This is a genomic window from Streptomyces sp. NPDC056161 (assembly GCF_042268025.1).
Lineage (GTDB): Bacteria > Actinomycetota > Actinomycetes > Streptomycetales > Streptomycetaceae > Streptomyces.
In genome coordinates this window covers 72,792-96,592 of sequence record NZ_JBHJUV010000022.1, presented here as the reverse complement: position 1 = coordinate 96,592, position 23,801 = coordinate 72,792, and the positions used below count along the sequence as shown (strand labels likewise).

Here is a 23,801-nt window from a genome sequence, read left to right as displayed (position 1 = left end):
GTGGGGTCCGGGGGGCGCGAGGCACGGCTTCTGCGGTCGTGGGCCTCTCGCCGTCCCGTGCTCCGAGCGGGAGGCCGTGCCTGCCGACGCACCATCCGAACCTTCCACGGAACGCAGCACTCGCCGAAAAGGGGATGCCGGTGAGCACCGACTCCATGGTCACTCACGTCGTCGCAGCTCTCGCGCTGGTGATCACGGCCTCATGGGCCTTGGGAGCAGCGGCCCGCAAGCTCCGTCAGCCGCCCGTCATCGGGCAGTTGCTCGTCGGGATCGCCCTCGGCCCGAGCCTGCTCGGACTGGCACCGGACGGAATGTACGAGACCCTGTTCCCCGAGCAGATCAAGCCGATTCTGACGGCGCTGGCACAAGTCGCCCTGGCGCTCTTCCTCTTCGCCGTCGGCTACGAACTCGATCTCGGCCAGCTTCGCCAGCACCGCGCGGTGACCACGGTCTCGTTGAGCGCGTTCGCGCTTCCGATGCTGCTGGGCGCCGGCATCGTCGAACTCCTTCCCGGAGGCTTCCGGTCCGTCAACGGCGGTCATCCGATCGACGCGACCTTCACCCTCTACATGGCAGTCGCCCTGTCCATCACGGCGGTTCCCGTCCTGGCCAGCATCATCAGGGACCAGGGGCTGGCCGGCAGCCGGCCGGCCACGATCGCGATGGCGGCCGCCGGCGTCATCGACGCATTGAGCTGGCCCGTGCTCGCCGTCTGCCTGGTCGGCGGCGAGGGCGGCTCCCTGGGGGCCTGGCTCACCAGGATGGCGCTGCTGGCGGCTTATCTACTGGTGATGATCTTCGGCGTGCGGCGCGTGCTGGTGTGGTGGATGAACCGGCCCGGCGCCCTGCTGACCAACCCCGTCCCCATCGCCACCGCGTTGACGCTGGCCTCGGCCTGGGCCACCAGCGCGCTCGGGCTGCATGTGATCTTCGGTGCGCTGTTGGCCGGCATCATCATGCCCCGCCAGCGCGACGGTGCCCCGGACAGCCAGGTGCTGCGGCCCTTGCAGGAGACCGGGGGCCTGCTGCTGCCGGTGTTCTTCACGATCTCCGGAATGTCGGTGGAGCTCAGCGGACTGCACGCCTCCGACCTGCTGCTCCTTGTCGTGCTGTGCATCGTCGCGGTGGTCGGCAAAGTGGCCGCCGGCTCGCTGTCGGCCCGGGGCAGCGCCCGTCTGCCGTGGCGGGACTCCCTGCTGATCGGCGTGTTGCTCAACACCCGGGGTCTCACCGAACTCATCGTGCTGAACGTGGGCCTGCAAGCCGGAGTGATCGGCCCGCGGCTCTACGCGCTGCTCGTCATCATGGCACTCTTCACCACGGCGGTCGCCGGGCCGCTGATCGGCCCGCTGTACCGCCCGGCCGACGCCTCCCCAGGCACGCCCTCCGGATCCCGCGGGGACGACGACAGGACAGCGGGTTCCCGGCCCGGGTCCGGGCAGGCGCCCATGCCGGACGCCGAGCCGACGCCGCAACCGTAGGACGGGTGCCGGAGGGCGGGCCCAGGCCCAGCTCGCGGACGTACGCCGCTTTGGTCTTCAGCACCTGGGGGTCGTCGTACGTCCACAGGGTGGTGCCGTCGAAAAGCCACGCGCTGCCGTTCCGGCGGTCCCGGTGCACGGTGTACGCACCGGAGGCGGCCAGGCCCTTGAGGACCTTGTAGTCCTCGGAGCCGTCCGCGTACCTGCCCGCCGGCTGCCAGGTGTCGCCCCCGTCGAAGGTGGTCTCCGCCTTCAGGGCGGTCACCCTGGGCAGGGCGGTGAGGCGTGGCTGGTAGTAGCCGGCAACGGTGATCTCGTGGTTCTCCCCGGCCTTGACGGTGTTGTCCAGGGCCAGATCGAAGTCGTAGCGCAGGAAGATCAGCGGCTCCGGGCGGCAGGCCGCTTCGTTGCTGCCGACCACGTCACCCATGCACGGGATACGGCCAGGTGGCAGCGGCAACCCTTGTGAGGGAACAAGTGCCAGCCCCAGATGACTTCGCCGGCAGGTCGTAGGAGACGAGGTCACCGCCGTTGCAGCCGGCCCATGCCAGCATCACCGCGAGGGCGAGCACCACGAGGGCCTCTCTGCGGCGCCGTGCCGAAGGCGCACCGGTGTTCATCCTGTTGGTCTCCTCAGCGGGTTCGAGTGTCGTCACTGGCTGGTGTAGTTCTCGTCGGGGAGGTGCTCCGTGCGACGCTCGATCTCGTGACCGGACGCGTTCAGCAGCCTGAAGTCGCAGGTGTAGTCGAGGTTCGGCAAGGTGGGCGAGGCGACCGGCCCGCACGTCGGGATTTCGGCGAAGTCGTGCGTGAGAAGCTCGTCGTCGACGATGCCGATCAGGGCCTGGCGGCCGCCGCCGCTGTCCGTCAGGTAGAGGGTGGGGTAGAAGACGTCGCCCTGTCGGCAACCCGAGCACGGTCCGGCCCCGACCGTGAAGCCGGACTCCGTCCGCACCTGCGTCTGGCGGCGTACGCCCTCGGCACGACGCCGCCGCCGAGGCTGATCTCGACATGCGACCCGTCGGCCTTGATCCGCTTGATCAGTCCTTCGGCCTCCCCATAGGGCACCGTCACGATGGGCAGAGCGGCGTACGGCTGGACGGCCGGGCAGCTCTGCGGCCCGTCCACGCACTGGTCGAGCGTCTCGGGGCGGCCCAGCGAGGTGAGTCCCGGTGCCGCGACCAGCACACCGGCGGCGCCCGCGGCGGCAGCGGCTGCCACCCGCTCGTCCCGGAGCTCGGGGAAGTCGCAGGTCTCCTTGCAGATGTCGGTCGGTGTCAGGAGCACGAGCTTGCCCCGGGCGTCGACACGCGCGAGTTCGGCGGCGGACCCGGTGCCCGCGTGGACCACCGGCAGGTCTCCCCTGACCGGCAGCCGGGGAACCGGAATCGAGGCTTCGCGGAAGCTTGGGTCACCGTCGTCGTTCAGCCACATCTGCGTCTCGCTCAGCGCGGCGTCCGGGGTCCCGTAGCGGGCGGACAGGCCGGAGGGGGCACCGCCGCACCGGGGGCCGGCGCGCTGCCAGCCGATTCATCGGCCCCCAGAGCGACGCGTGGCGCCGCTGCCCTTCGGTGCCTCTTCGGCCGGTCAGCGGGACGCGTTGCGGTACTTGCGCACCGACAGCCAGGAGAACAGCGCCAGGATCAGCAGTGACCAGAGAACGGATGCCGCGACCGGATGCTGCATCGGCCAGGCGTGCGCGGCGTCGGCCCCGGGGTTGCCGAACAGTTTGCGGCACGCCTGGACGGTGGCGCTGAACGGGTTCCAGTAGGCGACCGCCTGCAACCAGCCCGGCATGGTGTCGACCGGGACGAAGGCGTTGGAGATGAAGGTGAGCGGAAAGAGCCAGATCAGGCCCGCCGAGGTGGCCGCCTCCGGGCTGCGCAACGACAGGCCGATCAGCGCCCCGATCCAGGAGAAGGCGTAGCCCAGCAGGAGCAGCAGCAGGAAGGCGCCCAGCGCCCTGAACACCCCTTGGTGCACCCGCCAGCCCACCAGGAGCGCCACCGACGCCAGCACCAGCAGGACGAAGGCGCTCTGCACCACATCGGCCAGGGTCCGCCCGGCGAGCACCGCCGAGCGCGCGATGGGCAGCGAGCGGAAGCGGTCCACCAGGCCCTTGGACATGTCGTCCGCGATGCCGGCCGAGGCCCCCTCCACCGCGAAGGCGACCGTCTGGGCGAAGATCCCGGCCATCAGGAACTCCCGGTAGCCACCGCCCGGAACCCTGATCGCGCCACCCAGCACGTACGAGAAGAGCAGCACGAACATCACCGGCTGCATCAGTCCGAAGACCACGATCTCGGGTATCCGGGTCATCCGGCGCAGGTTCCGCCGGGCGATCACCCAGGAATCGCGTGCCATCCGGACGACTCCGCCGCGGCGCTGCGGGGTCGCGTGTCCCGCCGCTCGGCTGGTGACGATCGCCATGGTCACACGTCCTTCCCAGGGTCGGCGCCCTCGGGCGCGTGGCCGGTGAGGGAGAGGAAGACGTCGTCGAGGGTCGGCCTGCGCAGGCCGATGTCGTCGATGAGGACGCCCCGCCTGTCCAGCTCGCGGATGACGTCGGCGAGCACCCGGGCGCCCCCGCTCACCGGCACGGTGATCCGCCGGGTGTGCTGCTCCACGCCGAGCGGGCCCTCACGGTATGGGGTGAGCGCCGCCACGGCCGTGCCGATCAGCCGGCGGTCGTGGACCACCACCTCCACCCGCTCACCGCCGGTCCTGGCCTTGAGGTCGTCGGCGGAGCCGCGTGCGATCACCCGGCCGTGGTCGACGACGGCGATGCCGTGGGCCAACCGGTCGGCCTCCTCAAGGTACTGGGTGGTGAGCAGCAGGGTGGTGCCCTCCACCGCCAGCGTCTCGATCAGCTCCCACAGCGCCAGTCGGTTGCGCGGGTCCAGACCGGTGGTGGGTTCGTCGAGGAACATGACCGGTGGCCGCACGACCAGTGCCGCCGCCAGGTCGAGCCGGCGGCGCATACCGCCGGAGTAGGTCCTGGCCGGGCGGTCGGCTGCTTCGGTCAGGTCGAACCACTCCAGCAGCTCCCGAGCGCGCGCCTTGGCGTCCCTGGCCCGCAACTGGTACAGTTCGCCGACCATCCGGAGGTTCTCCCGGCCGGTGAGGTACTCGTCGACCGCGGCGGACTGACCGCACAGGCCGATCAGGCTGCGGACCCGTCCGGGATGCCTGAGCACGTCGACCCCCGCGACCTGGGCGCTGCCCGCGTCGGGCCGCAGCAGTGTGGTGAGCACCCGCACCGCGGTGGTCTTGCCGGCGCCGTTGGGGCCCAGCAGGCCCAGCACCGCGCCCTCCCGCACGTCCAGATCGACCCCGTCCAGAGCCCGTATGCCGCCGAAGGACTTCGTCAGGCCCACGGCCCGGATGCCTGCCTCCATGTGCGTCTTCCTTCTCCGGGGGCGCCGGTCGAGCGCGGTGGGTCACCGTCGGCAGCGGAACCCCGGCTCCGCTTCCCCGACCGGAGGCGGCCCGCCCCGGACCTCCAGGGGCCCGCCGGTCGGCACCGCGGTCGCGGCCGGTGGGTCGCGATGGCCCACCCCCGCCGGGACGGTGCGCCTGTGCACCGCCCGGTCGGCTTCGGTGGGGCTTTCTGCCCGCGGTCCCCACGGATCACCTGACAAGATCGCCACCACGGCCCGACCGCTGGACGAGTACCCCCATCGGTCACATTTGCCCGGAATGCGAACCGGTCGGGTCTGGTGAAAACATGGAAGTGCAATCGGCGGCCGCCCCGGGTCGGACGACGGAATCCACCGGATCGTCCGCGCCGCCGACGGGACCACAAGGGCCCCGGCCCTCGACGGCTCCTCACCCGTCGCCAGGGCACCGCCCATCGGCCCACACATCTCGCAGCAGGACCAGCGCCGGTCGCGGTTCTCCGCCGAATCGAGGTGGCACCAGTGGATCTCAGGATGTCGATCGAAGATCGGGAAGAGTTCCTGGCGGGCATGCACATCGGAATCCTGGGGGTGGACGATCCGCGCGACGGCAGTGGTCCGTTGCTGGTCCCACTGTGGTACTCCTACCGGCCCGGCGGGCAGGTGACGATCCAGACGGGGCGCAAGACACTGAAGGCCCGGCTCATCCGCGACGCGGGGCGGTTCAGTCTCTGCGCACAGGACGAGGCGGCCCCCTACCGCTACGTCAGCGTGGAGGGGCCGGTGACGGCCGTGACGGACCCGCTGCCCCCGGCCGAGCACGAAGCGCTGGCCCACCGGTACCTGGACACGGACACCGCGGCGGCGTACCTGGCCGCCAACCGCCGGCAACTGACCGACGACGTCCTCATCCGCATGCGGCCCCAGAGGTGGCGGACAGCCGACTTCTCCGCCTTCGCCGCGGAATTCGACGCGTAGTCCTCCGGGCCCGAGCGGTGCGCGCAGGACAGACGGGTTCTTCTCGATGTTCACCGACACGAAGACGTATCCGGCCGCGGCGGCCTGGAACACCGGGCCGACGGGCTATCCGCGCGACCGCTGTCTGCACGAACTGTTCGACGCCCAGGCGGAGCTCCGCGCGCGGGCCACCGCCTCCGTACAGGACGGCCGGAGCATCAGCTACGGCGAACTCAAGATCCGCTCCGACGCGCTGGCCGCCCGGATGCACGAGTCCGGGGTGCGCCACGGCGACGAGGTCGGCGTGTGCGGAGGCCGGTCCCCGGAAGCACTGGTCGCCTTCCTGGGCGTCCTCAAGGCCGGTGCCGCGTACGTTCCGCTCGACGACTCCGCACCGCCCGGCCGACTCCAGGCGATGGCCGAGGACGCGGGAGTCCACACCGTGGTGACACTGCCGGGCAGCATCTGCCGCATCCGGCGCGTGCGCACCCGCATCGACCTGAGCGGCCTGCCGGCCACTGCCCCGGCCGTGGTCCCGCAGGCCGACGTGGACCCCACCGACTGCGCCTACGTGATGTTCACTTCGGGCTCGACCGGCCGCCCCAAACCAGTGGCGATCCCGCACCGCGGCGTGGTCCGGCTGGCCTCGTCCGACCGCGTATGGCAGCGTCCACGACCCGGCGAACGAGTACTGCACGCCTACGGCCTCTCCTCGGACGCCTCCACGATCGAGATCTGGTCCCCGCTGCTCGCCGGCGCCTGCATCGTGATCGCCGGGCAGGAGGAACTGCTGTCACCGGACGCCCTGGAATCGCGGCTGCTCGCCGACCGGGTCAGCGTCGCCTATCTGACCACCGGGGTGTTCCACCACATCGCGCGCACCAGACCGGGGGCACTGCGGTCCCTGCGGTTCGCCTCGGCCGGCGGTGAGGCGATGGACCCCCAACTGGCCCGCGCGATCCTGACGGCCTGTCCGGACACCACCGTGGTCAACTTCTACGGTCCGACCGAGAACAGCGTGGTCTCCACCGCACACCTGGTGCACGATCTTCCGCCCGAGCAGACAACCGTGCCGATCGGCCGTCCTCTGGAGCACTCCACCTGCTACGTGGTGCGCCCCGACGGTGCGCTCGCGGACGTCGGCGAGGAAGGGGAACTCCTCGTCGGCGGGGACGGGCTCGCCCTGGGGTACCTCGGTGACCCCGAACTGACCGCCGAACGCTTCGTCGACAACCGCTTCGAACCCGGAACGCGCCTCTACCGCACCGGTGACCGGGTGGTCCGGCGGCCGGACGGCCTGCTGGAGTACCGGGCCCGGACGGACCGGCAGGTCAAACTGCGCGGACATCGCATCGAACCGGACGAAATAGAGGCGCGACTGCGGGCGGACGACGCGGTGGGCGAGGCCGTCGTCCAACTGGAGGGCACCACCCTGATCGGCTACGTGACACCGGCCCGCCCCGGTCGGGCGCTACCCGCGGACCGCATCCGCGGCAGGCTCGCCCAATGGCTGCCCGCCGCCGCGGTGCCCGCGCGGCTGGTGGAGGTCGCCCAGTTCCCGGTGACCGCGGCGGGCAAGGTGGACCGCCGTCGGCTGCGCACACCCGCGACCGCCCCGGCCGTCACCACCCCGGTGCGGGAGGAGCACTCGGGGCCGGGACCGGCGGACACACTCGCGCAGGTGTGGCACGTGGTGCTGGGCACGGACCCGGCACCCGGCGACAGCTTCTTCGACATCGGTGGCGACTCCCTGCTGGCGGCCGAGGTCGTCACCCGCACACTGGCCGCCTTCGAACTGGACGCACGGCACGGCCGCACACTGATCCACAGCCTGCTGCGCTCCCCGACCCTGGAGGACTTCAGCGCTGCCGTCGCCGCCCTCACCGTCGTCAAGGACCAGCAGGGCGAGGCACTCGCCGCCACCGGCGCGGCGGACTTCCGCGCCGAGGCACGCCTGGGCTTCACCCTGCGCCCGCGCCATGGGCCTGAACCGGACTGGCGGTACCCCAGGGAGATACTGCTCACCGGCACGTCCGGCTTCGTCGGCGCCTTCCTGCTGGACCGGTTGCTGCGCCGCACCGGCGCCCGGGTGCACTGCCCCGTGCGAAGCCGCGACCCGGCACACGCCCGGCAGAAGGTGATGCGGAACCTGGCCCGTTTCGGCCTCACCACCGCGGAGGCCGCCGACCGCGTCGTATGCTTCCCCGCCGACCTCGCCGAGCCCGGACTCGGCATGGAACCGGGCCGTGCCGACGAACTCGCCGGGACCCTCGACCTGGTGGTCCACGCGGCCGCACAGGTCAACTTCATCTACCCCTACGAGGCGCTGCGCCCCGCCAACGTGGAGGGCACCAGGCAGCTCGTACGCCTTGCGGCAGGGCGCCGTGTGCCCGTGCACTTCCTGTCCACCATCGCGGTGATGGCCGGCTTCGGCACCGCGGGCGTACGGCACGTCGACGAGGACCTGCCGCTCGATCACGCCGACCGGCTCACCATGGGCTACGCCGAGAGCAAGTGGGTCGCCGAAGAGGTGCTGCGCGGCGCCGCGGCCCAGGGGCTGCCCGTGGCGGTCTACCGGCCGTACGAGATCACCGGTGACCGGCGCACCGGCGCCTGCAACACCGACACCGCGATCTGCTCGCTGTTCCGGACGATCAGCGAGACGGGGCTGGCCCCCGACATCCCGCTGCCGCTGGACTTCGTCCCGGTGGACTACCTCGCCGACGCGGTGGTGCACATCGCCACGACGCGTCGCACGACCGACCGGACGTACCACCTGACCAACCCGTGTCCGGGCAGCCTGGGCGACATGCTCGACCGGATGGACACGGCCGGCCACCGGATCCGCCGGCTTCCCTACGAGGAATGGGTGGGCGAACTCGTCCGCCACGTCGCGCGGAACCCCACGAGCCCCACAGCCCCGTTCGTCTCGCTGTGCGTGGACCGCTGCAAACAGGCGGACATCTCCGTCAAGGAGATGTACTTCGAGGGCACCTTCCCGACCATCGGCCGGGCCAACGTCGAGCACGACCTGGCCGCCGCCGGCCTGCACTGCCCGCCTGTCGACACGGAACTGCTCGACCGCTACCTGGAGTACTTCTACGCCACCGGCTACATCGAGCGCCCGCGGCCCCGCGACCCGGAGAGGGGGCTAGCATGACCCCACAGGCACCCGGCGCGCGGGATCCCGCCCCGGAAGCGGACGTCGCGGACGTCGCGGATGTGCTGGAATTCCCGCTCCCGCCGCCCGGAACCATGGGACCGCCCGAGGAGTGCGCGCGGCTGCGCGCCAGTTGCCCCGTGGCCAGGGTCAGACTGCCGATGGACGCGACCGCCTGGTACGTCACCCGGTACGCGGACGTCCGGGACATGATCGCGGACCCACGCCTGATCAGGCCGACCATCAACGACTGGCCGGCCTGTCCCGGCCGGGCCGCCGACGACGGGCCGCGCCTGGTCACCATGGCGGAACTCGAACGTCCCCGGCACCTGGCGCTGCGCAGGGCCGCGGCCTCGGCGTTCAGCTCCCGGGCCGTCCGGGACCACCTGCCGCGCATCCGGGAACTGGCCGAGCACCTGCTGGACGCGTTCCAGGAAGCCGGCCGGCCCGGTGATCTGGTGGCCGGATACACCGAGCCGTTCCCGCTGCTCGTGCTGTGCGAGCTGGTGGGCATACCGTTCGAGGACCGGGACTGGTTCCTCCCGGTCCTGGCCGCGGCCCTCGACACCATGGTGACCTCGGAGGAAGGACGCGAGGTCACCGACCTGCTGCGCGCGTACACGGCCGGGCTGATCGCACGGAAGCGGAGCCGGCCCGGCGACGACGTCCTGACCCTGCTGGTGAACCGGTGCGAAGACGGGACACTCACCGATGACGACGTGATGGCCTTCGGGCTGTCCATGCTCACGGTCGGCTTCGGCATCAGCAGCTTCTTCCTGGCCAACTCGGTACACACCCTGCTGGCGCGGCCGGAGCGGTGGGCCCGCCTGCGGGACCACCGCGACCTCATGCCCGGTGCCGTGGAGGAACTCCTGCGCTACCTGCCGGTGATGAACGGCACCCTGCTGCTGCTGGCCACCGAGGACATCGACGTACGCGGACGGACGGTCCGCAGGGGCGACGCCGTCATCCCCGTGCTGGCCTCCGCCAACCGCGACGGGAACGTGTTCGCCGACGCCGACCGGCTCGACCTGTGCCGTGCGGACAATCCCCACCTCGCCTTCGGCCGGGGAACCCACAACTGCATCGGCGCCCACCTGGCACGCGCAGAACTGACCGTAGGACTGGAGGCGTTGTTCGACCGCTTCGCCCGGCTGCGTCCGGCCGACGGGCAGGAGCCCCGCTGGGACGACCGGTCCGTCACCAAGTCACCGCTGACCCTCCCGGTCAGCTGGTGAACCGGCCGGCCGGCCCTTCGCACCCGACCGGGCCCGGACCACCGCCCGTGCACCCGACCAGGGGAGGCTCACCCGTGAACACGACCCCGGAACCCGTCGTCGACGTGCCCGTCATCGACCTGCCCCTGCCGCCGCCGGGCACCATGGGCCCGCCCGACGAGTACGGCCGCCTGCGCCGCGAATGCCCGCTGGCCAAGGTCCGGTTGCCGATCGGCGCCACCGCCTGGTACGCCACGCGGTACGACGACGTGAAGGAACTGGTCGCCGACTCCCGGCTGGTCAGGCCGAGCATCACCGACTGGCCGCCCCGCCCCGGCCGGGCCCCTGGCGACGAGCCGGGCCTGATCACGATGATGGAACTGGAGGGCCCCCGGCACGCCGCCCTGCGCCGGGCGCTGAGCGAGCCGTTCAGTGTCCGGTCCGTTCGGAGCCGACTGCCGCGCATCCGGCGGTCGGCCGACCGGCTGCTCGATCCGCTCGTCAGCGGCGACCAGCCCGGCGACCTGGTCGTCCGGTTCCTGGAGCCCTTCCCCGTCATGGTGATGTGCGATCTGGTGGGGATCCCCTACGAGGACAGCGAGTACTTCCTGCCCAGGGCGGATGCCGCGCTGGGGGCCCTGCTCACACTGAAGGAGGGCCGCGAGGCCACCCACCAACTGCGCGCGTACGTCATCGCGCTGCTCGACCGCAAACGGCGCGAGCCCGCTGACGACATACTCACCAGACTGGTCCACGAGTGCGGGCGGGGCACCCTGGACCACGAGAGCGCGGTGAGCTTCGGGCTCTCCATGCTCGTCGCCGGCTACCGGACGAGCACCATGTTCCTGGCCGACGCCGTACTGACCCTGCTGACCCTGCCCGGCGCGTACGCCCGCCTGCGGGACCACCGCGACCTCATGCCGGGCGCGGTGGAGGAACTCCTGCGCTACGTACCGGTGATGAACGGTGTCGTGGTCCTCCAGGCCGTCCAGGACATCGAGCTGCACGGCCGGACCATCCACGCCGGCGACGTCGTACTGCCCGTCCTCGCCTCGGCCAACCGCGACGGGAGGACGTTCGCCGACGGCGACCGGCTCGACCTGTGCCGTGCGGACAATCCCCACCTCGCCTTCGGCCGCGGCGCGCACAACTGCATCGGCTCCCACCTGGCCCGAGCCGAGATGACCGTGTGCCTGGAAGCACTGTTCGACCGGCTTCCGGGCCTGCGTCCGGCCGAAGGCCACCACCCCATCTGGGAGGACGAGTCCCCGAGCAAGTCACCGCTCACCCTTCCCGTCAACTGGTGACCCGACGGCCCCGGCTTCCTGACGGATCGCGCAGCCGGTGGAGACGGCCACCGGGCCCGTCCGGCCCGGCCGTGGGCGAGGAGTCGTCCCGCGCTATCGCGCCTCCGAAGGCGGGCACCACGCCTGTCCCTCGTTGCTCCCCCGGCGCCCGCAGAACCCCAGCTGCTGTGGCCGCTGGGCGCCTTCCACACGCTGGACGGAGATGAGTTTGTCGAGCGGAACCTGTCGGCCCACCGCACCCCCGAAGTCGATCCGGCCGCTCTCCCCGTCGAGCGCGGCGGAACCGTGGATGCCGTTCAGCGCGTACCAGACCGCGGCCGGGGTCAGCGGGGTGCCCGGGGCGGTGTCCTGGAGGCGGGCGATGGCCTTGAGATAGAGGTTCGCCGCGTCGAAGGCGAGGGCCGCGTGTCCGTCCAGAGAGGTGTCCTGAACCTGACGGCATTCGTCGGGGAACAACTCCTTCATGGTGCTGTACAGGTCGCTGGGCCCGTCACAGGAGGCCGAGCCGACGGTGAAGTCGAGGAACTCGTACGGGACGCGCGGGAACGCCTTGCGCCGCTCCGGGTCGGCACCGAGGCGGGCCACGTCGTCGCCGCCCAGGAACCTGGGCGGATTCGTCCCGCAGGTGTCGTTGGTGGCGCCGAGCACGGTCTCGAAGTCCTCCGACCGGCCCGCGAAGAACACCAGCCCCGGGTAGCCGCAGGCCTGCTCGCCGGTCGTGCGCGCACCCGGTCCCGAGGGAGCGCCGACGGGCGCGGGAGAGGGGGTGTAGCCCTGTTGGTCCACCTGGAAACCCGCCTTCCGGAAGGCCGTGACGGCGTCCGCCCGCAGGTTGGCGCTGTACTCGTCGGTCGTGTCGAGGGAGTACACGACGCGTACCGTGCGCTCGTCGAGTGCCTTCTGGTCGGCGAGATGGTCGGCGTACGCGGCGGCGATCGCGGCCTCCCGCCGGTTCTGCGGTGAGACCTGGTAGTAGAGCGCGGAGTTCTCCGGGAGCGTGTCGGCGGACAGTGTGGTGGCGACCATGGGGAGTCCGACCCGGGTGAGTGCGCCTATGGTCGTGATCGTGGCCTTGCGGCTCTGGTCGAGGCCGGTGACGCCGACGATGGTCGGGTCGGTCCGCATCATCCGTTTGATCGTGCTCGCGACATCGGCGCCGAACCGCATGCCGGATCCGGCGGCGGCCGGGAAGATCCGCAGGACGGGCTCGGTCTCCCCTTGCTTGTCGAGCTGCCGCCGCTGGGCGCTTGCCGCGCCCTGCAACTGCTCACGCGCGTACGACAGCGTGTTGGACGTCTCTCCGATGGGACTGCTGAGCAGGGCCGACAGATGGACGACGGTGACGAGCCGTCTGGCGGGGTCGGCGGCGTGCCTGCGCTCTGCCTCTTCGTTCTGGCGGGCGATGATCGAGAGGGTCTGCCGTACCCGCGGGTCCGTGGATCCGAACGCGAATCCGTGCGGGGCGACCCCGATGCATTCGTCGGTCGACTCCCGTTGCAGGGTCCGTGCGTCCGGATCGGAACGGCTCAGTCCGCAGTGCTGCCACCGCCACTCACTCTCTTTCGTGAGGCCGTAGGTGAAACCGGCGGCGATCAGTACGACCGCGAGGACGAGGGAAACCACGGTGGCCGTGCGCCCGGCCCAGGCAGGGGGCTGGGACACCTGGAGCCGGCGGGCCACGGACGTGCGCTCGTGCTGGGCGTCGCGCCCGGGATCGTCGTCAGGCAACGGCGCGGGCACCCTCACCGGCAGGTACCAGAAGTCCGTGTCCCGGCCGCCCGCCGCGTTCCGCAGCCGCTCGCACCAGGCGTCGTACACACCGAGTTCGTCCGTCAGGCTCCGGACCCGGACGGATTCGACCTCCTGCTCCGGCCGGCTCGCCACGACGAGCAACGGGTCGAAGGCGCCCGTGTCGTTGCGTACCGCGGCGAGCAGACGCAGCACCTCCAGGCCGCCGTTGTGTTCGCTGACCCCCTTCAGGAACGCCACGCAGTACGCCGTACGGCGGTACGCCCGCCGCCGCCACGGCCGCCGCCGGTAGGCGTCCCGCAGATCCGCCAGAAACGCGTTGATCATCAACTTGCTGATCTGTTCGGGGTCTTCGCGACCCCATCGGGGCTGGGTGAGCCGTACGGCGAACCCGATGAAGTTCCCGGGGTCGGCCGGTGCCATGTAGGGCTGGTGCAGCAGCCACCTGTACTCGCGGCCCACCCCACGCCACACCCGGAACCAGATGATCGGCAGCAGGTGCAGTCCGAGCAGGTACGCCCACCACGGCACGTTCCCTTGCAACGCGACCTCGGTGCTCGGGCTGCGCATGAACCCGAACAGCCGTCGCCGCTCCAGTTCGCGGGCGCGCAGCCGCCGCAGCACGACCTGGCCGTGCTGGCTGTCGGGCAGTTGGACCGTGTCCGTCGTCTCCAGGAACCAGTTGACGAGCCCCAGCCGCCGGAAACGTACGCTCCTGTCGTGCCCGTAGGACACGGACGAGTACTCGCCGGCCAACTGGACGAGGATGCGCCTGCACAGTTCGGCCCGCTGCCAGTCGGGGGTCAGGTGGTTGGGGGCCGAGGGGTCGCCGCGCTGGGCGACGACCTCGTCCCACTTCTGGTCGAGGTCGACCAACTCCTGTGGGACGGACCGGGGCTGGGCCGCGTGCATCGCCCCTGCGATCTGCTCGGCGAGACCATCCTGCTCGTCGCCGAGCAACTGGATGATCGGTATACCGTCCCGTTCCGGGACCTCGCCCGGCACTTCACCCTTGCTCGGCCTGCGCACGAGCCGGTCGAGCAGGGCGAAGAGCCGGTCGGCGTGTGCGAAGACGGGTTCCACGGGCACCATGGCTCCCTCGATCACCCGGTGGTCCACCGGAAGCGGGTCATCACCCTAACCATCAGGGGAACGCGCTTTCCCGCGTGTTATCAAGCCTTCACCTTGCGCCGGCCGGCCGAGCCCCACACCCTCGGCGCCGAGGGCGTGTTCCCCGGCGCGTCACTGACCTCCGAAGAACTCCACCTCGGCGATGGCGACCCGGCGGTCCTGCCGGGCGGCGTACGCCGCGTTCACCGTCAGCCGCACCCGTGTCACGTCCGTCCCCCGGACGTCGAAACTCTGCTGGCCGGGCGCGTCGCTGAGGTTCAGGCTCTCGGTGGTGCGCTCGCCCTGCGAGGAGACCAGGGTGACGGTGATCCGCGACGGCCGTGCCTGGCCGAGGAACTCGTCCGGCTTCGTCGAACTCCCGGACGTGATCAGGAGTTTCTGCAACCGCACCGGCCGTTCGAAGTCGGCTTCCAGATACTGCCCCGTGCCGGAGCCCGGGACGGCGGGCGCCCAGTAGCGGTTGCTGAGGCTGTCGAAGGCCGCCTGTGCCCGGTGGGACGGCGTCTGGCTGGAGGCGCGCACCTGCGCGGGGTGCAGCGGTTTCGGGTCACCGGTGTTGTCCTCGGCGAAGGTGAACAACTGGGTCAGCTGCGCGCGGGCGAACCAGGCCGCGACGAGGAGGACGACCAGCACCACCGGCAGCGTCAGCCGCGGCCGGCGCCACACCCGGCGCCCGGGTCTGCTGCCGGCGGCCAGCGGGCGCCGCTCGCGGCGCGGCAGGATCCGGCGCCACCAGGGCGGCCGGGGGGCCTGGACGGGGGGCCCTGCGGGATCGAGCAGGGCACCGCAGCGTACGCACAACCGCCGGTCGTGCGGATTCTCGGCACGGCAGTCCGGACAGGGGCGGCCGGGGCGCCGCGGCGGGGTGTCCGGCCGGGGCGGTGCTTCGGGCGGTGGGTCCGCGAGGGCACCGGTGCGATGGTCCGGTGCGTGGTCGGGCGGGTGCTGCGGCGGGTCGTCGGGCCGCCGTGCAGCGATGTCCGGGGGCGTGGCGGGCTGCGGCGGCCCCGTCCGCGCGGCGGGGGGTGCCGTCGTGGCCGGAGAGGTGGCGTCGGACGTGGGCGGGGTCGGCGGCGGCGCCTCGGGGGGCGGCGCGACGGCCGGGTCCGCGGCGGGAGCCGGCTGCCCGGCCCGCTCCGCCTCCTCCCACGCCAAGAACGCCTGACAGGACGCGCAGAAGCGGGTACCGGGCGGATTGCGGTGGCCGCAGTCGGGACAGATCATCACGCACCCGCGCCGTCCGCCGCCACGACTTCCACCTCGTACCCGACGTGCGCGGGTACCTCGGTGGCCACCAGCCTCTCCAGCCGCGCCCGCGTCGACGCCACGGCCTGCGCGTCCGCCACCCGTACCCGCACCCGCACCCGGGGCAGCGCCGAACCGGGCAGCGCCGACCCCGGCTCACCGGACCAGGACGTGGCGCCGCTCTCGCTGATCTCCGGTTCGATGCCCGTCTCCACCCGGATCGCCGCGGCCAGCCCCGCCCGGGTGCCCCGCTGACGGTGCCGGGCCACCGCACCGGCCACGACCTCGCGGCGCCGGCCGACCGGTCCTTCCCCGTCCGCCTCCGCCGCCACCCATCCCGCCAGCCACGCCAGCAGGTCCTCGGGCGCGGTGCGCGGATCCAGGTGTGCGGGCAGGTTGTCCAGGGTGAGCAGCACCGGCGCCAGCACCTCGTCCAGCGCGCTCAGGAATCCCTCGACGAAGGGCTGGTCCAGATAGACCGCGGGCAGCTGATGCAGCAGAGGGTGCGGCGTCGGCAGCCCGGGAAGTGGTCCGCGCACTTCATGCCTCCCTCACCCGCAACTGGTGTTCATAGCTGAACACCAGTGCGTGCCGGTCGAGTTCGATCCTCGTGGCGGCCTCGCCGCGCCGACCGGTGACCGGGTCCGCCGGGAACAGCCGGACGTCCTCGACCAGGTCGACCCCGGACACCCGTTGCAGCACCGCGAACACCTCCCCGGAGTGCACCGGCCGGCCGAACGGCCAGCCCGCACCCTCCGGTCCGCCGGTCAGCGGATTGAAGTAGCCGTACAGCGCGGCCAGCGCGGCGTCCCGCAGCCGGTCGGCCGCCACCCCGCGGCCCGGCACCACCGAGGCGACCACGGTGACACCCTGGTAGTAGGGCGGCTCCACGACCAGCCGGGTGCCGATCGGGCGCCGCTCGTCCAGGTACGACGCGATCATCGCGAGGGTGTCCTGCGGCGGGATCAGCTCCTGGAACCCGATCCGCCCCTGCTCGTCGTTGCGACCGGCCGGCACCACCAACAGCCGTACACCGCCCGCCTGTTCGGGCGGCTGCCCGGCCCCGGCCGGGCCCGCCGGGACGCAGGCCACCCGGGCCGCGTCCGGCGCCACCTCACGCGCCAGCAGCTCGTAGTCACGCGGCACCACCGCCCGGTGCAGGGTGCGCAGCGTCATCGGCCCCCGCACCCGCGCGTTCTCCACCGTCTCGCCGTCCACCCCGCCCAGCGCCGGACGGCGGTTCTCCACCCGCGCCACGAACGGCAGCGAACTGCGCAGCACCCGCAGGGCACCCCGCGCCACGTTGCCCCGCCGTCCGCCGCCCGTACGGTAGGACCGCACCCGCACCGGAGCGCCCTTCGGCGGCACCGCGCCGTACAGCCGCAGCGAGCCGTCGGGCTCCCGCACGGCCGGGCCGAAGTCCACCTGGCCGGAGTTCGGGTCCAGGGTGATGTGCCGGTCGTACGGGGTGGAGTGCGCGAAGTCGTCCACCCGCGTCCACTCCGCCCAGCCGTGCCCCTCGGCCACCTCCACGACGAACGGCTCCTCGCCCGCCACCACCGGCGGCCGGGCCACCTGGAACCCCTGCCCGGCCACCCCCTCCGACAGGCCCAGGACCTCGGCCACGACGGTTTCGGCGTGCGCGGCCTCCACCGTGCCGCCGATCGTGAACGCGCTCGCCCGACGGACCGTCGGGGACGCCACATAGGCGGGCTGACCGGCCACGGCCTCCACCAGACGGCAGCGCAGCCAGCCCCCGGTGTGCGCGGCCACCACCGAGGTGGTGTGCGCGGCGGGCACGTGCAGGATGACCTCGCCGGCCTTGTTGAACCCGCCGGTGTCGTCCTTCTCGACCTCGCACACCGCCCAGGCGGCGCCGTCCCACGCCTCCCAGAGCAGCGGCGGGCGGCGCGGATCGACCCCGACGCCGTCCACCCGGCAGTCCAGGCGCAGCACCACCGCGCAGCCGGGCACCGGCTGGGACAGCCCGACGTAGAGGCAGTCCCCGGGCGTGGGCGTGCTGCCGAAACACGGCACGTCGCGGCCGAGGGCCAGCTCCTCCGACCGGTCGGCGGCCGTACCGCTGACCGGCCAGGTGACGAGCTGGGCCAGCGCGCACGGTAGGACCGACAGATCCCGGCCGGTGGTGAACACCACCGCTTCCTCGGTCTCGGTGCGCACGGTGGCCACCTCGGTTCCGGCCGCGACGCGCACGGTGTCGGGCTGCGGCGCGGACAGCCAGAACGTGGTCTGCGTGCGGGCGGCCGTCGGCGGGTACAACCGCACCCCGATGAGGTCCAGGAAGGCCAGGTAGTTCTTGTCCGGCACCCGGTTCAGCCGGTAGACGAGCTGGTCGACCATGGTGGCGAACGCCTCGATCAGCGTGACGCCCGGATCGGAGACGTTGTGGTCGGTCCACTCGGGGCAGCGCTGCTGCACCAGCCGCTTGGCCTCGTCCACCAGTTGCTGGAAGCGCCGGTCGTCCAGATCGGGGCTGGGGAGCGTCATGCGGACCCCTCGCCGTCCGGGATCACATAGAACGGGAAGACCAGGTTGCGCGGATCGTTGGTACCGCGCACCGCGTACCCGATGTCGATGTAGAGCACCCCGTCGTCCGCCTCGTCGAACCGTACGGCGACGTCCGCCACCTCGATGCGCGGCTCCCACCGCTCCAGCGCGAGCCGTACCTCGTAGGCGAGCTGCCCGGCCGTGCCGGCGTCCGCGGGCGCGAACACGTAGTCGCCGAGCGCGCACCCGAATTCCGGACGCATCGGCCGCTCACCGGGCGAGGTGGCCAGGATCAGCCGGATCGACTCCTCGATCTCCCGGTCGTCCCGGACCAGCGCGATGCTGCCGGTGGCGTCCGTGCGCGGCGGGAACGCCCACCCCGCGCCGATGAACTGCCGGCCCATGTCTCACCCTCCGATCTGCACGCTCGGGCACCCGGACGTGATCGGCGAGCCGCAGCCCGCCGTGTCGCCCACCCGGGCGGCCGGCCGCCCGCCGATGAGCACACTGGAACTGCCGGGCGGGGCGAGGGCGGACGGCGCGTGCGCGGCGGGCGAGGAGCACTGGTGCGCGGTGCCCACCGTGGCCGCGGGCCGCCCGCCGATCAGCACCGTGGGTTCTCCGGTCGGGCCGATCACCCCGGGATGCCCGGTGGGATCGCCGACGCGTGCGGCTGCTGGCATGTGCTGAGCCCCCTGCCTGGTCCTCATCCGTCAGTGCCGTGCCGTTCAGTTGATGCGCACCATGGGCGCGTTGACGGTCAGCGTGCTGCCGCCCCTGAGTTCGGTGCGGGTGGTGCCGTCCACCGCCACCTGGTTGCCCCGCACCTCCACCGCGCCGCCGGTGGACAGCTTCACCTGGCCGGTGCCGCCGTCCACCTGGACCCCGGTGCGGGCCGTGAGCTTCACCGAGTCACCGGTCAGCTCCAGCGTGCCGCCGCCCGCGTCCAGCGCGACCCCGCTGCCCGCCTTGATCGAGACCTGCTCCTTCGCCTCGATCTCCACCGTGCCGTCGCTGTGCACCACGATGGTGGTGCCCCGGCGATCGAGATTGATCCTCAGCTTGCCGTCGCCCGTCACGAGCCGTACGCCCTGCGGGCCGTTCGCCGTGTCCAGCAACTCCAGCTTGTTGCCGCCGCGGGAGCCGAACGCGCGCTTGTTGACGGCGCCGCTCGTGGGGTCGACGGCCTCCGCCTCCTGACCGTCCCCCTGGCCGCCCTGACCTCCGGCCTGCCCCTCCCCGCCCTGCTGCTGCCCCGGCTTGTCCTGACCGTTGAAGAGACCGGCGAGCACGTAGGGACGGTCCAGATGCCCCTGTTCGAACCCGACCAGCACCTCGTCGCCGACCTCGGGGATGAACGCCGCCCCACCGCCGGTCCCGCCCGCCTGCGCGGTCCGCGCCCAGTCGCTCGCGTACTCGTCGGACAGCCACGGGAACCGCACCTTGACCCGGCCCAGACCCTCCGGGTCCTTGGTGTCCGTCACGGTGCCGTTCGCCAGCCCCGAACACCGGGAGCCCGCCCCGGCGCCGGCCCCCGGCCCGCCGCCGGTCAGCCCGAACAGCGAACGCTCCTGCGCTCCGGAGACCGTCACCCAGGTCTCGTAGCCGCGGACCGGATCGAACACGTGCCGCGAGGACGTCACCGTGTACCGGCCCTCGAAGGGCGCGCCCACCCCGGCCAGCGTGACCGCGCCGCCCGCCCGCACCTCGGGATTGCCCCGGATCACCGCCTCCAGCTCGGCGAACGACCCCGCGATCCGCGCGGCCAGCGACTTCGCCGCCTGGTCCACCCGGGCCTGGTTGTCGTACGGCGCGTCCGACACCACGAAGTCCGCCGCACCGAACGGCCGTGCCACCTCGGCGGCCGTCACGCCCAGTTCCAGGGTCGCCGTCCCGCCCGCGTCGGCGCGGCCGACCAGCGGCTGCTTGGTCCGTACGTCCCAGCCCCGCACCTCGACCGCCGACACCTGCTCGGCGGCGGACACCCCGGCCCGGCAACGCAGCAGGTTGTCGCCCATCTCCAGGACCAGGGGATCGCGGCCGGCCCGCGCGGACGTCTCCGGAGCGCCCCCCGCCTCCGTGGGCTTGACGACGTGCAGCCGACCGTCCGTCACATGGAGCTGCGCGCCCGCCTCCTCCACCAGCACGCGCAGGAACTCCCAGTCGCTGACGTTCGGTTGGGCCACGTGCTCCAGCACCGGGCCCGCCACCTCCACCGTGCCCGGCTTCAGCCCTGCACGCCGCGCCACCCGGACGCAGATGTCGGCGAGCGTCATGTTCTGGTAGCCGGCCACCCGACGGCCGCGGAAGAGGCGGTGCGACTCGTCCAGACCCCGCACCACCGTGAAGGTGCCCGTGTCGTCGAGCTCCACCTCCAGTGCCGTCACGCTCCCGGTGAACAGCGGACGCGGCGAGGGACCGCCACCGGCGCCGGCCAGCAGCCGCACCTGGGTACCGATCCGCACGCCCGCCCGGTCCAGCAGCACCCGACCGGGGTCGCGGAAACGCAGCACGAACAGGTCCGGCAGCGTACGGCTGTCGTCCACATACCCCTCGACCAGGGTGTTCGCCACGGCCGGCGGCAGCGGCCGGCCGTCGAACTCCACCACCAGGACCTTGGCGACGCTCTGATTGACCATGACCGGCCTCACCGACCCCCGTCGTGTCCGTCGCCGCCGCCCGCGCCGCGCTCCAGTTCGTCCGGCGCGGGAAGCAGCAACTCGCGCCCCTCGGGCAGACGCATCGGATCGTCGATCCCGTTCGCCTCCGCGATCGTCCGCCAGGCGGCCGGGTCGCCGTACTCGCGCCAGGCCAGCAGCGCCAACGTGTCCCCGGCGCGCACCCGGTGCACGCGGCGCGCGTGCAGCGTTCCCGAGGTGGGGTTCTGACCCGGGGTCTCCCCGGTGATCTCCTCCATGGTGACCTGGCACACCGCCCGGATCGGCACGCCCGAGGTGGTGAACAGGGTGTACTTCGCCTGCACCTGGCTGACGTAACCGGGGAAGCCGGTGAGCCCGCCCCAGTGGAAGACCACCCACGGCGGCGAGGCCCGCTGCTGCTGCCGCGTCTCGCTCGTCGGCACACAGCACGCGAACAGCTTCTCCACCGCGGTCACCACGCTGGTGTCCTGCGTGTCGCTCGCGTCGAAGAAGATCTCCACCGTCAGCTTGCTGGGCTGCGGCCCCTGGTACTCGGGCGGTCCCGCGCTCTTCGCCCCCTTGGCCGGAGTCCGCTTCCAGGCAGCCGCCTTGGTCAGGGACAGCTCCTTGGGATTGAACTGGAAGTCGATCCGGCCGCAGGGCGCGCCCGGCGTCAGACCGCCACCCGACGGCGGGGTGCGCAGTTCCAGGTACGCGTGCTCCAGCTTGGGTCTGGCACCTCCCTTGACGGCACTCGTCCCCGCGCCCGCCGCGCTGAACGCCACCGGAGAACCCACTGCTCAGCCCTCCATCACATAGCCGTGGTGGGCGATCTCGATGGTCTCCGTCGCGACCTTGGGGGACTCCGGATTGAACGCGGGCCCGGTCCACCGCACCGGCACCACCTCCAGCAGCCCCCACTGCGCCACCTTGCGGCCGTCGCCGGTACGCGCCTCGATGTGCGCCGTCCTGCGCTTGATGCCGGTGGTCATGCTCGCGAACCACTTGGCCACCTTCTCGGTGTCCCGGGTCAGCGGCCTCGACAGCTTGATGTTCGGGTACTTCAGGCGGGTGGGCAGTTGCCACAGGTGGCCGTTGTTGCCGCCCTCCTCGCGCTGTTCGAGCACCACCTCGCAGCCCAGGCCCTCACACGTGTTGAACGAGCCCAGTTCGATGCCGTCCACGGTGACGACGAAGCAGACGCTGACCGCCGGGTCATCGGTCACGGACATGGCGTACCTCTTCTCTCCGCACTCGTCAGTGCCTGGTGTCTCGCCACACTCGTCAGCGCCTCGTCAGTGCCAGGTGTCGATCAGCCGGCCGGCCCGCTCCCGGTCCAGCCGCAGTTCCGCCTTGAGCAGCCGGCTCAGCGGTGCGAACAGGGCCCGGACCAGTTCGTCGTCCACTTTCGGCGTGCCTCGCCCGGAGCCGCCGGACGCCGGGTCCGGGGCCTGCTCCCCGGCCGCGGACGATGCGGTGCCCGAGCTGTCGGGAAGGGGCTCGGGGGCCGGCTCGGCGGACGTGGCCGGCGGATCGGGCGGGTCGGGAGGTTGCGGAGGCGGCGGCTCGGAACCGGACGCGTCACGCTGGACGGCCGGGGGGAGCGGCACCGGGCCCGGCAGCGAACCGTACGACAGGGGGCGTACGGCCGCCGCGGGCGGCGAGTGGAACACCACCGAGCCGTCCACCATGCGCTGGGCCACCCCCGCGGTGACGGCCACCGCACCGGCGTCCGGCAGCGCGCGGGACACCGTGGGGGCGGACGCCCGTGCTGCCGGCCGCGCAGGAGCCGCCGCCGGAGCGACGGACCGCTGGGCGGACGGCACCGGGGAACGCCCCGGCGCCGCTCCCTCCGCGGGGGCCGGATCCGCTCCCGCCGTCGCCGCCCGGCCGCCCTCCGGCCCGGACGACCACCTCAGTGGTACGACGCGCGGCCCGGCCGCTCCGCTGCGGGCATCCGGCACGCCCTCCGCGGCCGACTCCAGCACCCCGGAGAACAGCGGTACGGACCGTTGCGCGACGAGCGGCACCACTGGCTCCGCCGCCGGGGCCGGTTCGGCCGGCACCGGCGTTCCGTCGGCGGCGGCCCGCTGGATCCGTACGGGCAGGACGGTGGCGGGGGCAGTGGTCGGCAGGGTCGGCTCCGATGCTGGTGCTGGTGCTGGCGGCGGGTCGGTGTCCGTGGTTCGCACGACGAGCGGATCGTCGGCGAGCAGCGGCCTGGACGGCGGCTCCGCCGGCGGGGGGAACCCGGACTCGTCCGGAGGCAGGGGACCACCGGTGCTCGCGGCGGGCTTCCGCTGGGCCGTGGGCGGCAACGCGCTCAACGGCTCGCCCAGGCCGAAGCCGTGCGGGCGCGCGGACCCCGGCTCCGTGACCCGCTGCACCGGCGGCGACGGCGACGCCGGCGAAGGCGCCGCCGGTGCCGAGGGCGGGGGCCCCTCCGCCGCCGTACCGGGCCGCGGCCCCTCGGCCGGCACGCGGTCCAGCTGACGCAACGGCATGTCAGGAGGCCGGGCCGAGACCAAGGGCGCGGCCGTGTCCACGGCGTCCGTACCGCTCGCCCCGGATGCGGGGCGCGGACCGTCGGACGCACCCGCGCCCCCGGCTCGCTGCAACGGAACGACCGCGAGCCGCAGCTCACCGCCCGGCCCCGACGGGCCCGACTCCCGCGTCCGGCCGCGGGCGTTCGGGTGCACCTCACGGCTCACCGTCGGCGCCCCGGCGGACGCGCTCGGTGCCACGAGCCCGTGACCCAGCCCGGACGGCGCCTCAGGACTCACCAGATGGCCGAGCGGAGTGAAGAAGGAGGTGTCCCGCCAGGTGTCCAGGGAACCGCGGAACCCCACCGGATCCGTCACCAGGGCGGGAGCGCCCACCGTACGCTGCAACGGCGGCACCTCCCGCCACCCCGGGGCGCTCACCTCCCGCACGCTGGGCGCGGCAGGGCGCTGCGCACCGTCGCCGCGCCGGCGCCCCCCGGTCAGCCAGGCCGGCCATCCCATCCGC

The 23,801-nt window shown here is 72.6% G+C and carries 18 protein-coding genes and 1 pseudogene; 5 read left to right on the top strand and 14 right to left on the bottom strand.

Annotated elements, in window-relative coordinates; all coding sequences use genetic code 11:
* Positions 1-140: 140 nt before the first annotated feature.
* A complete protein-coding gene (locus tag ACFC09_RS21645) occupies positions 141-1,481 on the top strand; it encodes a cation:proton antiporter (RefSeq protein ID WP_376530714.1) in 1,341 nt (446 codons plus the stop codon).
* A gap of 19 nt (positions 1,482-1,500) precedes the next feature.
* On the opposite strand, the pseudogene ACFC09_RS21640 reads toward ACFC09_RS21645, so the two are convergent.
* From ACFC09_RS21640 to ACFC09_RS21625, 4 genes and pseudogenes are all read right to left on the bottom strand, one after another.
* Positions 1,501-1,680: pseudogene (locus ACFC09_RS21640) on the bottom strand (glycosyl hydrolase); the annotation flags it as partial.
* A gap of 668 nt (positions 1,681-2,348) precedes the next feature.
* A complete protein-coding gene (locus ACFC09_RS21635) occupies positions 2,349-2,915 on the bottom strand; it encodes a PA domain-containing protein (RefSeq protein WP_376530712.1) in 567 nt (188 codons plus the stop codon).
* A gap of 153 nt (positions 2,916-3,068) precedes the next feature.
* Positions 3,069-3,911, bottom strand: a complete 843-nt coding sequence (locus ACFC09_RS21630; RefSeq protein ID WP_376530710.1) for an ABC transporter permease — start codon at positions 3,909-3,911, stop codon at positions 3,069-3,071.
* Between the two features lie 2 nt (positions 3,912-3,913).
* Positions 3,914-4,879, bottom strand: coding sequence for an ATP-binding cassette domain-containing protein (locus ACFC09_RS21625; protein ID WP_376530708.1), 966 nt, complete (start codon positions 4,877-4,879; stop codon positions 3,914-3,916).
* 534 nt (positions 4,880-5,413) lie between these two features.
* Here ACFC09_RS21625 and ACFC09_RS21620 point away from each other — a divergent pair.
* From ACFC09_RS21620 to ACFC09_RS21605, 4 genes are all read left to right on the top strand, one after another.
* Positions 5,414-5,857 (top strand): pyridoxamine 5'-phosphate oxidase family protein, encoded by a 444-nt coding sequence (locus ACFC09_RS21620; RefSeq protein WP_376530705.1) that lies wholly within the window; start codon positions 5,414-5,416, stop codon positions 5,855-5,857.
* Between the two features lie 46 nt (positions 5,858-5,903).
* Positions 5,904-8,996 (top strand): amino acid adenylation domain-containing protein, encoded by a 3,093-nt coding sequence (locus ACFC09_RS21615; RefSeq protein ID WP_376530704.1) that lies wholly within the window; start codon positions 5,904-5,906, stop codon positions 8,994-8,996.
* Positions 8,993-10,234 carry a cytochrome P450 gene (locus tag ACFC09_RS21610; RefSeq protein WP_376530702.1) on the top strand — a complete coding sequence of 414 codons (1,242 nt, stop codon included), beginning with the start codon at positions 8,993-8,995 and terminating at the stop codon, positions 10,232-10,234. Before ACFC09_RS21615 ends, ACFC09_RS21610 begins: the two co-directional genes overlap by 4 nt.
* Before the next feature lie 74 nt (positions 10,235-10,308).
* Positions 10,309-11,520, top strand: a complete 1,212-nt coding sequence (locus ACFC09_RS21605; RefSeq protein WP_376530700.1) for a cytochrome P450 — start codon at positions 10,309-10,311, stop codon at positions 11,518-11,520.
* 93 nt (positions 11,521-11,613) lie between these two features.
* Here ACFC09_RS21605 and ACFC09_RS21600 read toward each other — a convergent pair whose 3' ends face one another.
* The 10 genes from ACFC09_RS21600 to ACFC09_RS21555 all read right to left on the bottom strand — a co-directional run bounded on the left by ACFC09_RS21600 (position 11,614) and on the right by ACFC09_RS21555 (position 23,716).
* A complete protein-coding gene (locus ACFC09_RS21600; protein WP_376530698.1) occupies positions 11,614-14,376 on the bottom strand; it encodes a hypothetical protein in 2,763 nt (920 codons plus the stop codon).
* 135 nt (positions 14,377-14,511) lie between these two features.
* Entirely contained in the window at positions 14,512-15,624 is a 1,113-nt protein-coding gene (locus ACFC09_RS21595; protein ID WP_376530695.1) for a hypothetical protein, read from the bottom strand.
* Entirely contained in the window at positions 15,624-16,184 is a 561-nt protein-coding gene (locus ACFC09_RS21590; RefSeq protein WP_376530693.1) for a phage tail protein, read from the bottom strand. The genes ACFC09_RS21595 and ACFC09_RS21590 overlap by 1 nt, the downstream gene beginning before the upstream one ends.
* A 1-nt stretch (position 16,185) precedes the next feature.
* Positions 16,186-18,153, bottom strand: coding sequence for a putative baseplate assembly protein (locus tag ACFC09_RS21585; protein WP_376530691.1), 1,968 nt, complete (start codon positions 18,151-18,153; stop codon positions 16,186-16,188).
* Positions 18,150-18,557 (bottom strand): GPW/gp25 family protein, encoded by a 408-nt coding sequence (locus tag ACFC09_RS21580; RefSeq protein ID WP_376530689.1) that lies wholly within the window; start codon positions 18,555-18,557, stop codon positions 18,150-18,152. Before ACFC09_RS21580 ends, ACFC09_RS21585 begins: the two co-directional genes overlap by 4 nt.
* 3 nt (positions 18,558-18,560) lie before the next feature.
* The gene (locus ACFC09_RS21575; protein WP_376530687.1) at positions 18,561-18,836 is read right to left on the bottom strand and encodes a PAAR domain-containing protein; all 276 of its coding nucleotides are present in this window, start codon (positions 18,834-18,836) and stop codon (positions 18,561-18,563) included.
* Positions 18,837-18,881: 45 nt separating this feature from the next.
* On the bottom strand, positions 18,882-20,792 hold the full coding sequence (locus tag ACFC09_RS21570; RefSeq protein WP_376530685.1) for a VgrG-related protein: 1,911 nt from the start codon (positions 20,790-20,792) through the stop codon (positions 18,882-18,884).
* Positions 20,793-20,800: 8 nt separating this feature from the next.
* A complete protein-coding gene (locus tag ACFC09_RS21565) occupies positions 20,801-21,589 on the bottom strand; it encodes a LysM peptidoglycan-binding domain-containing protein (protein ID WP_376530683.1) in 789 nt (262 codons plus the stop codon).
* A gap of 3 nt (positions 21,590-21,592) precedes the next feature.
* Positions 21,593-22,024: a phage tail protein gene (locus ACFC09_RS21560; RefSeq protein WP_376530681.1), complete on the bottom strand. Its 432-nt coding sequence runs from the start codon at positions 22,022-22,024 to the stop codon at positions 21,593-21,595.
* Between the two features lie 63 nt (positions 22,025-22,087).
* On the bottom strand, positions 22,088-23,716 hold the full coding sequence (locus ACFC09_RS21555; protein ID WP_376530679.1) for a hypothetical protein: 1,629 nt from the start codon (positions 23,714-23,716) through the stop codon (positions 22,088-22,090).
* Between the last annotated feature and the right edge of the window lie 85 nt (positions 23,717-23,801).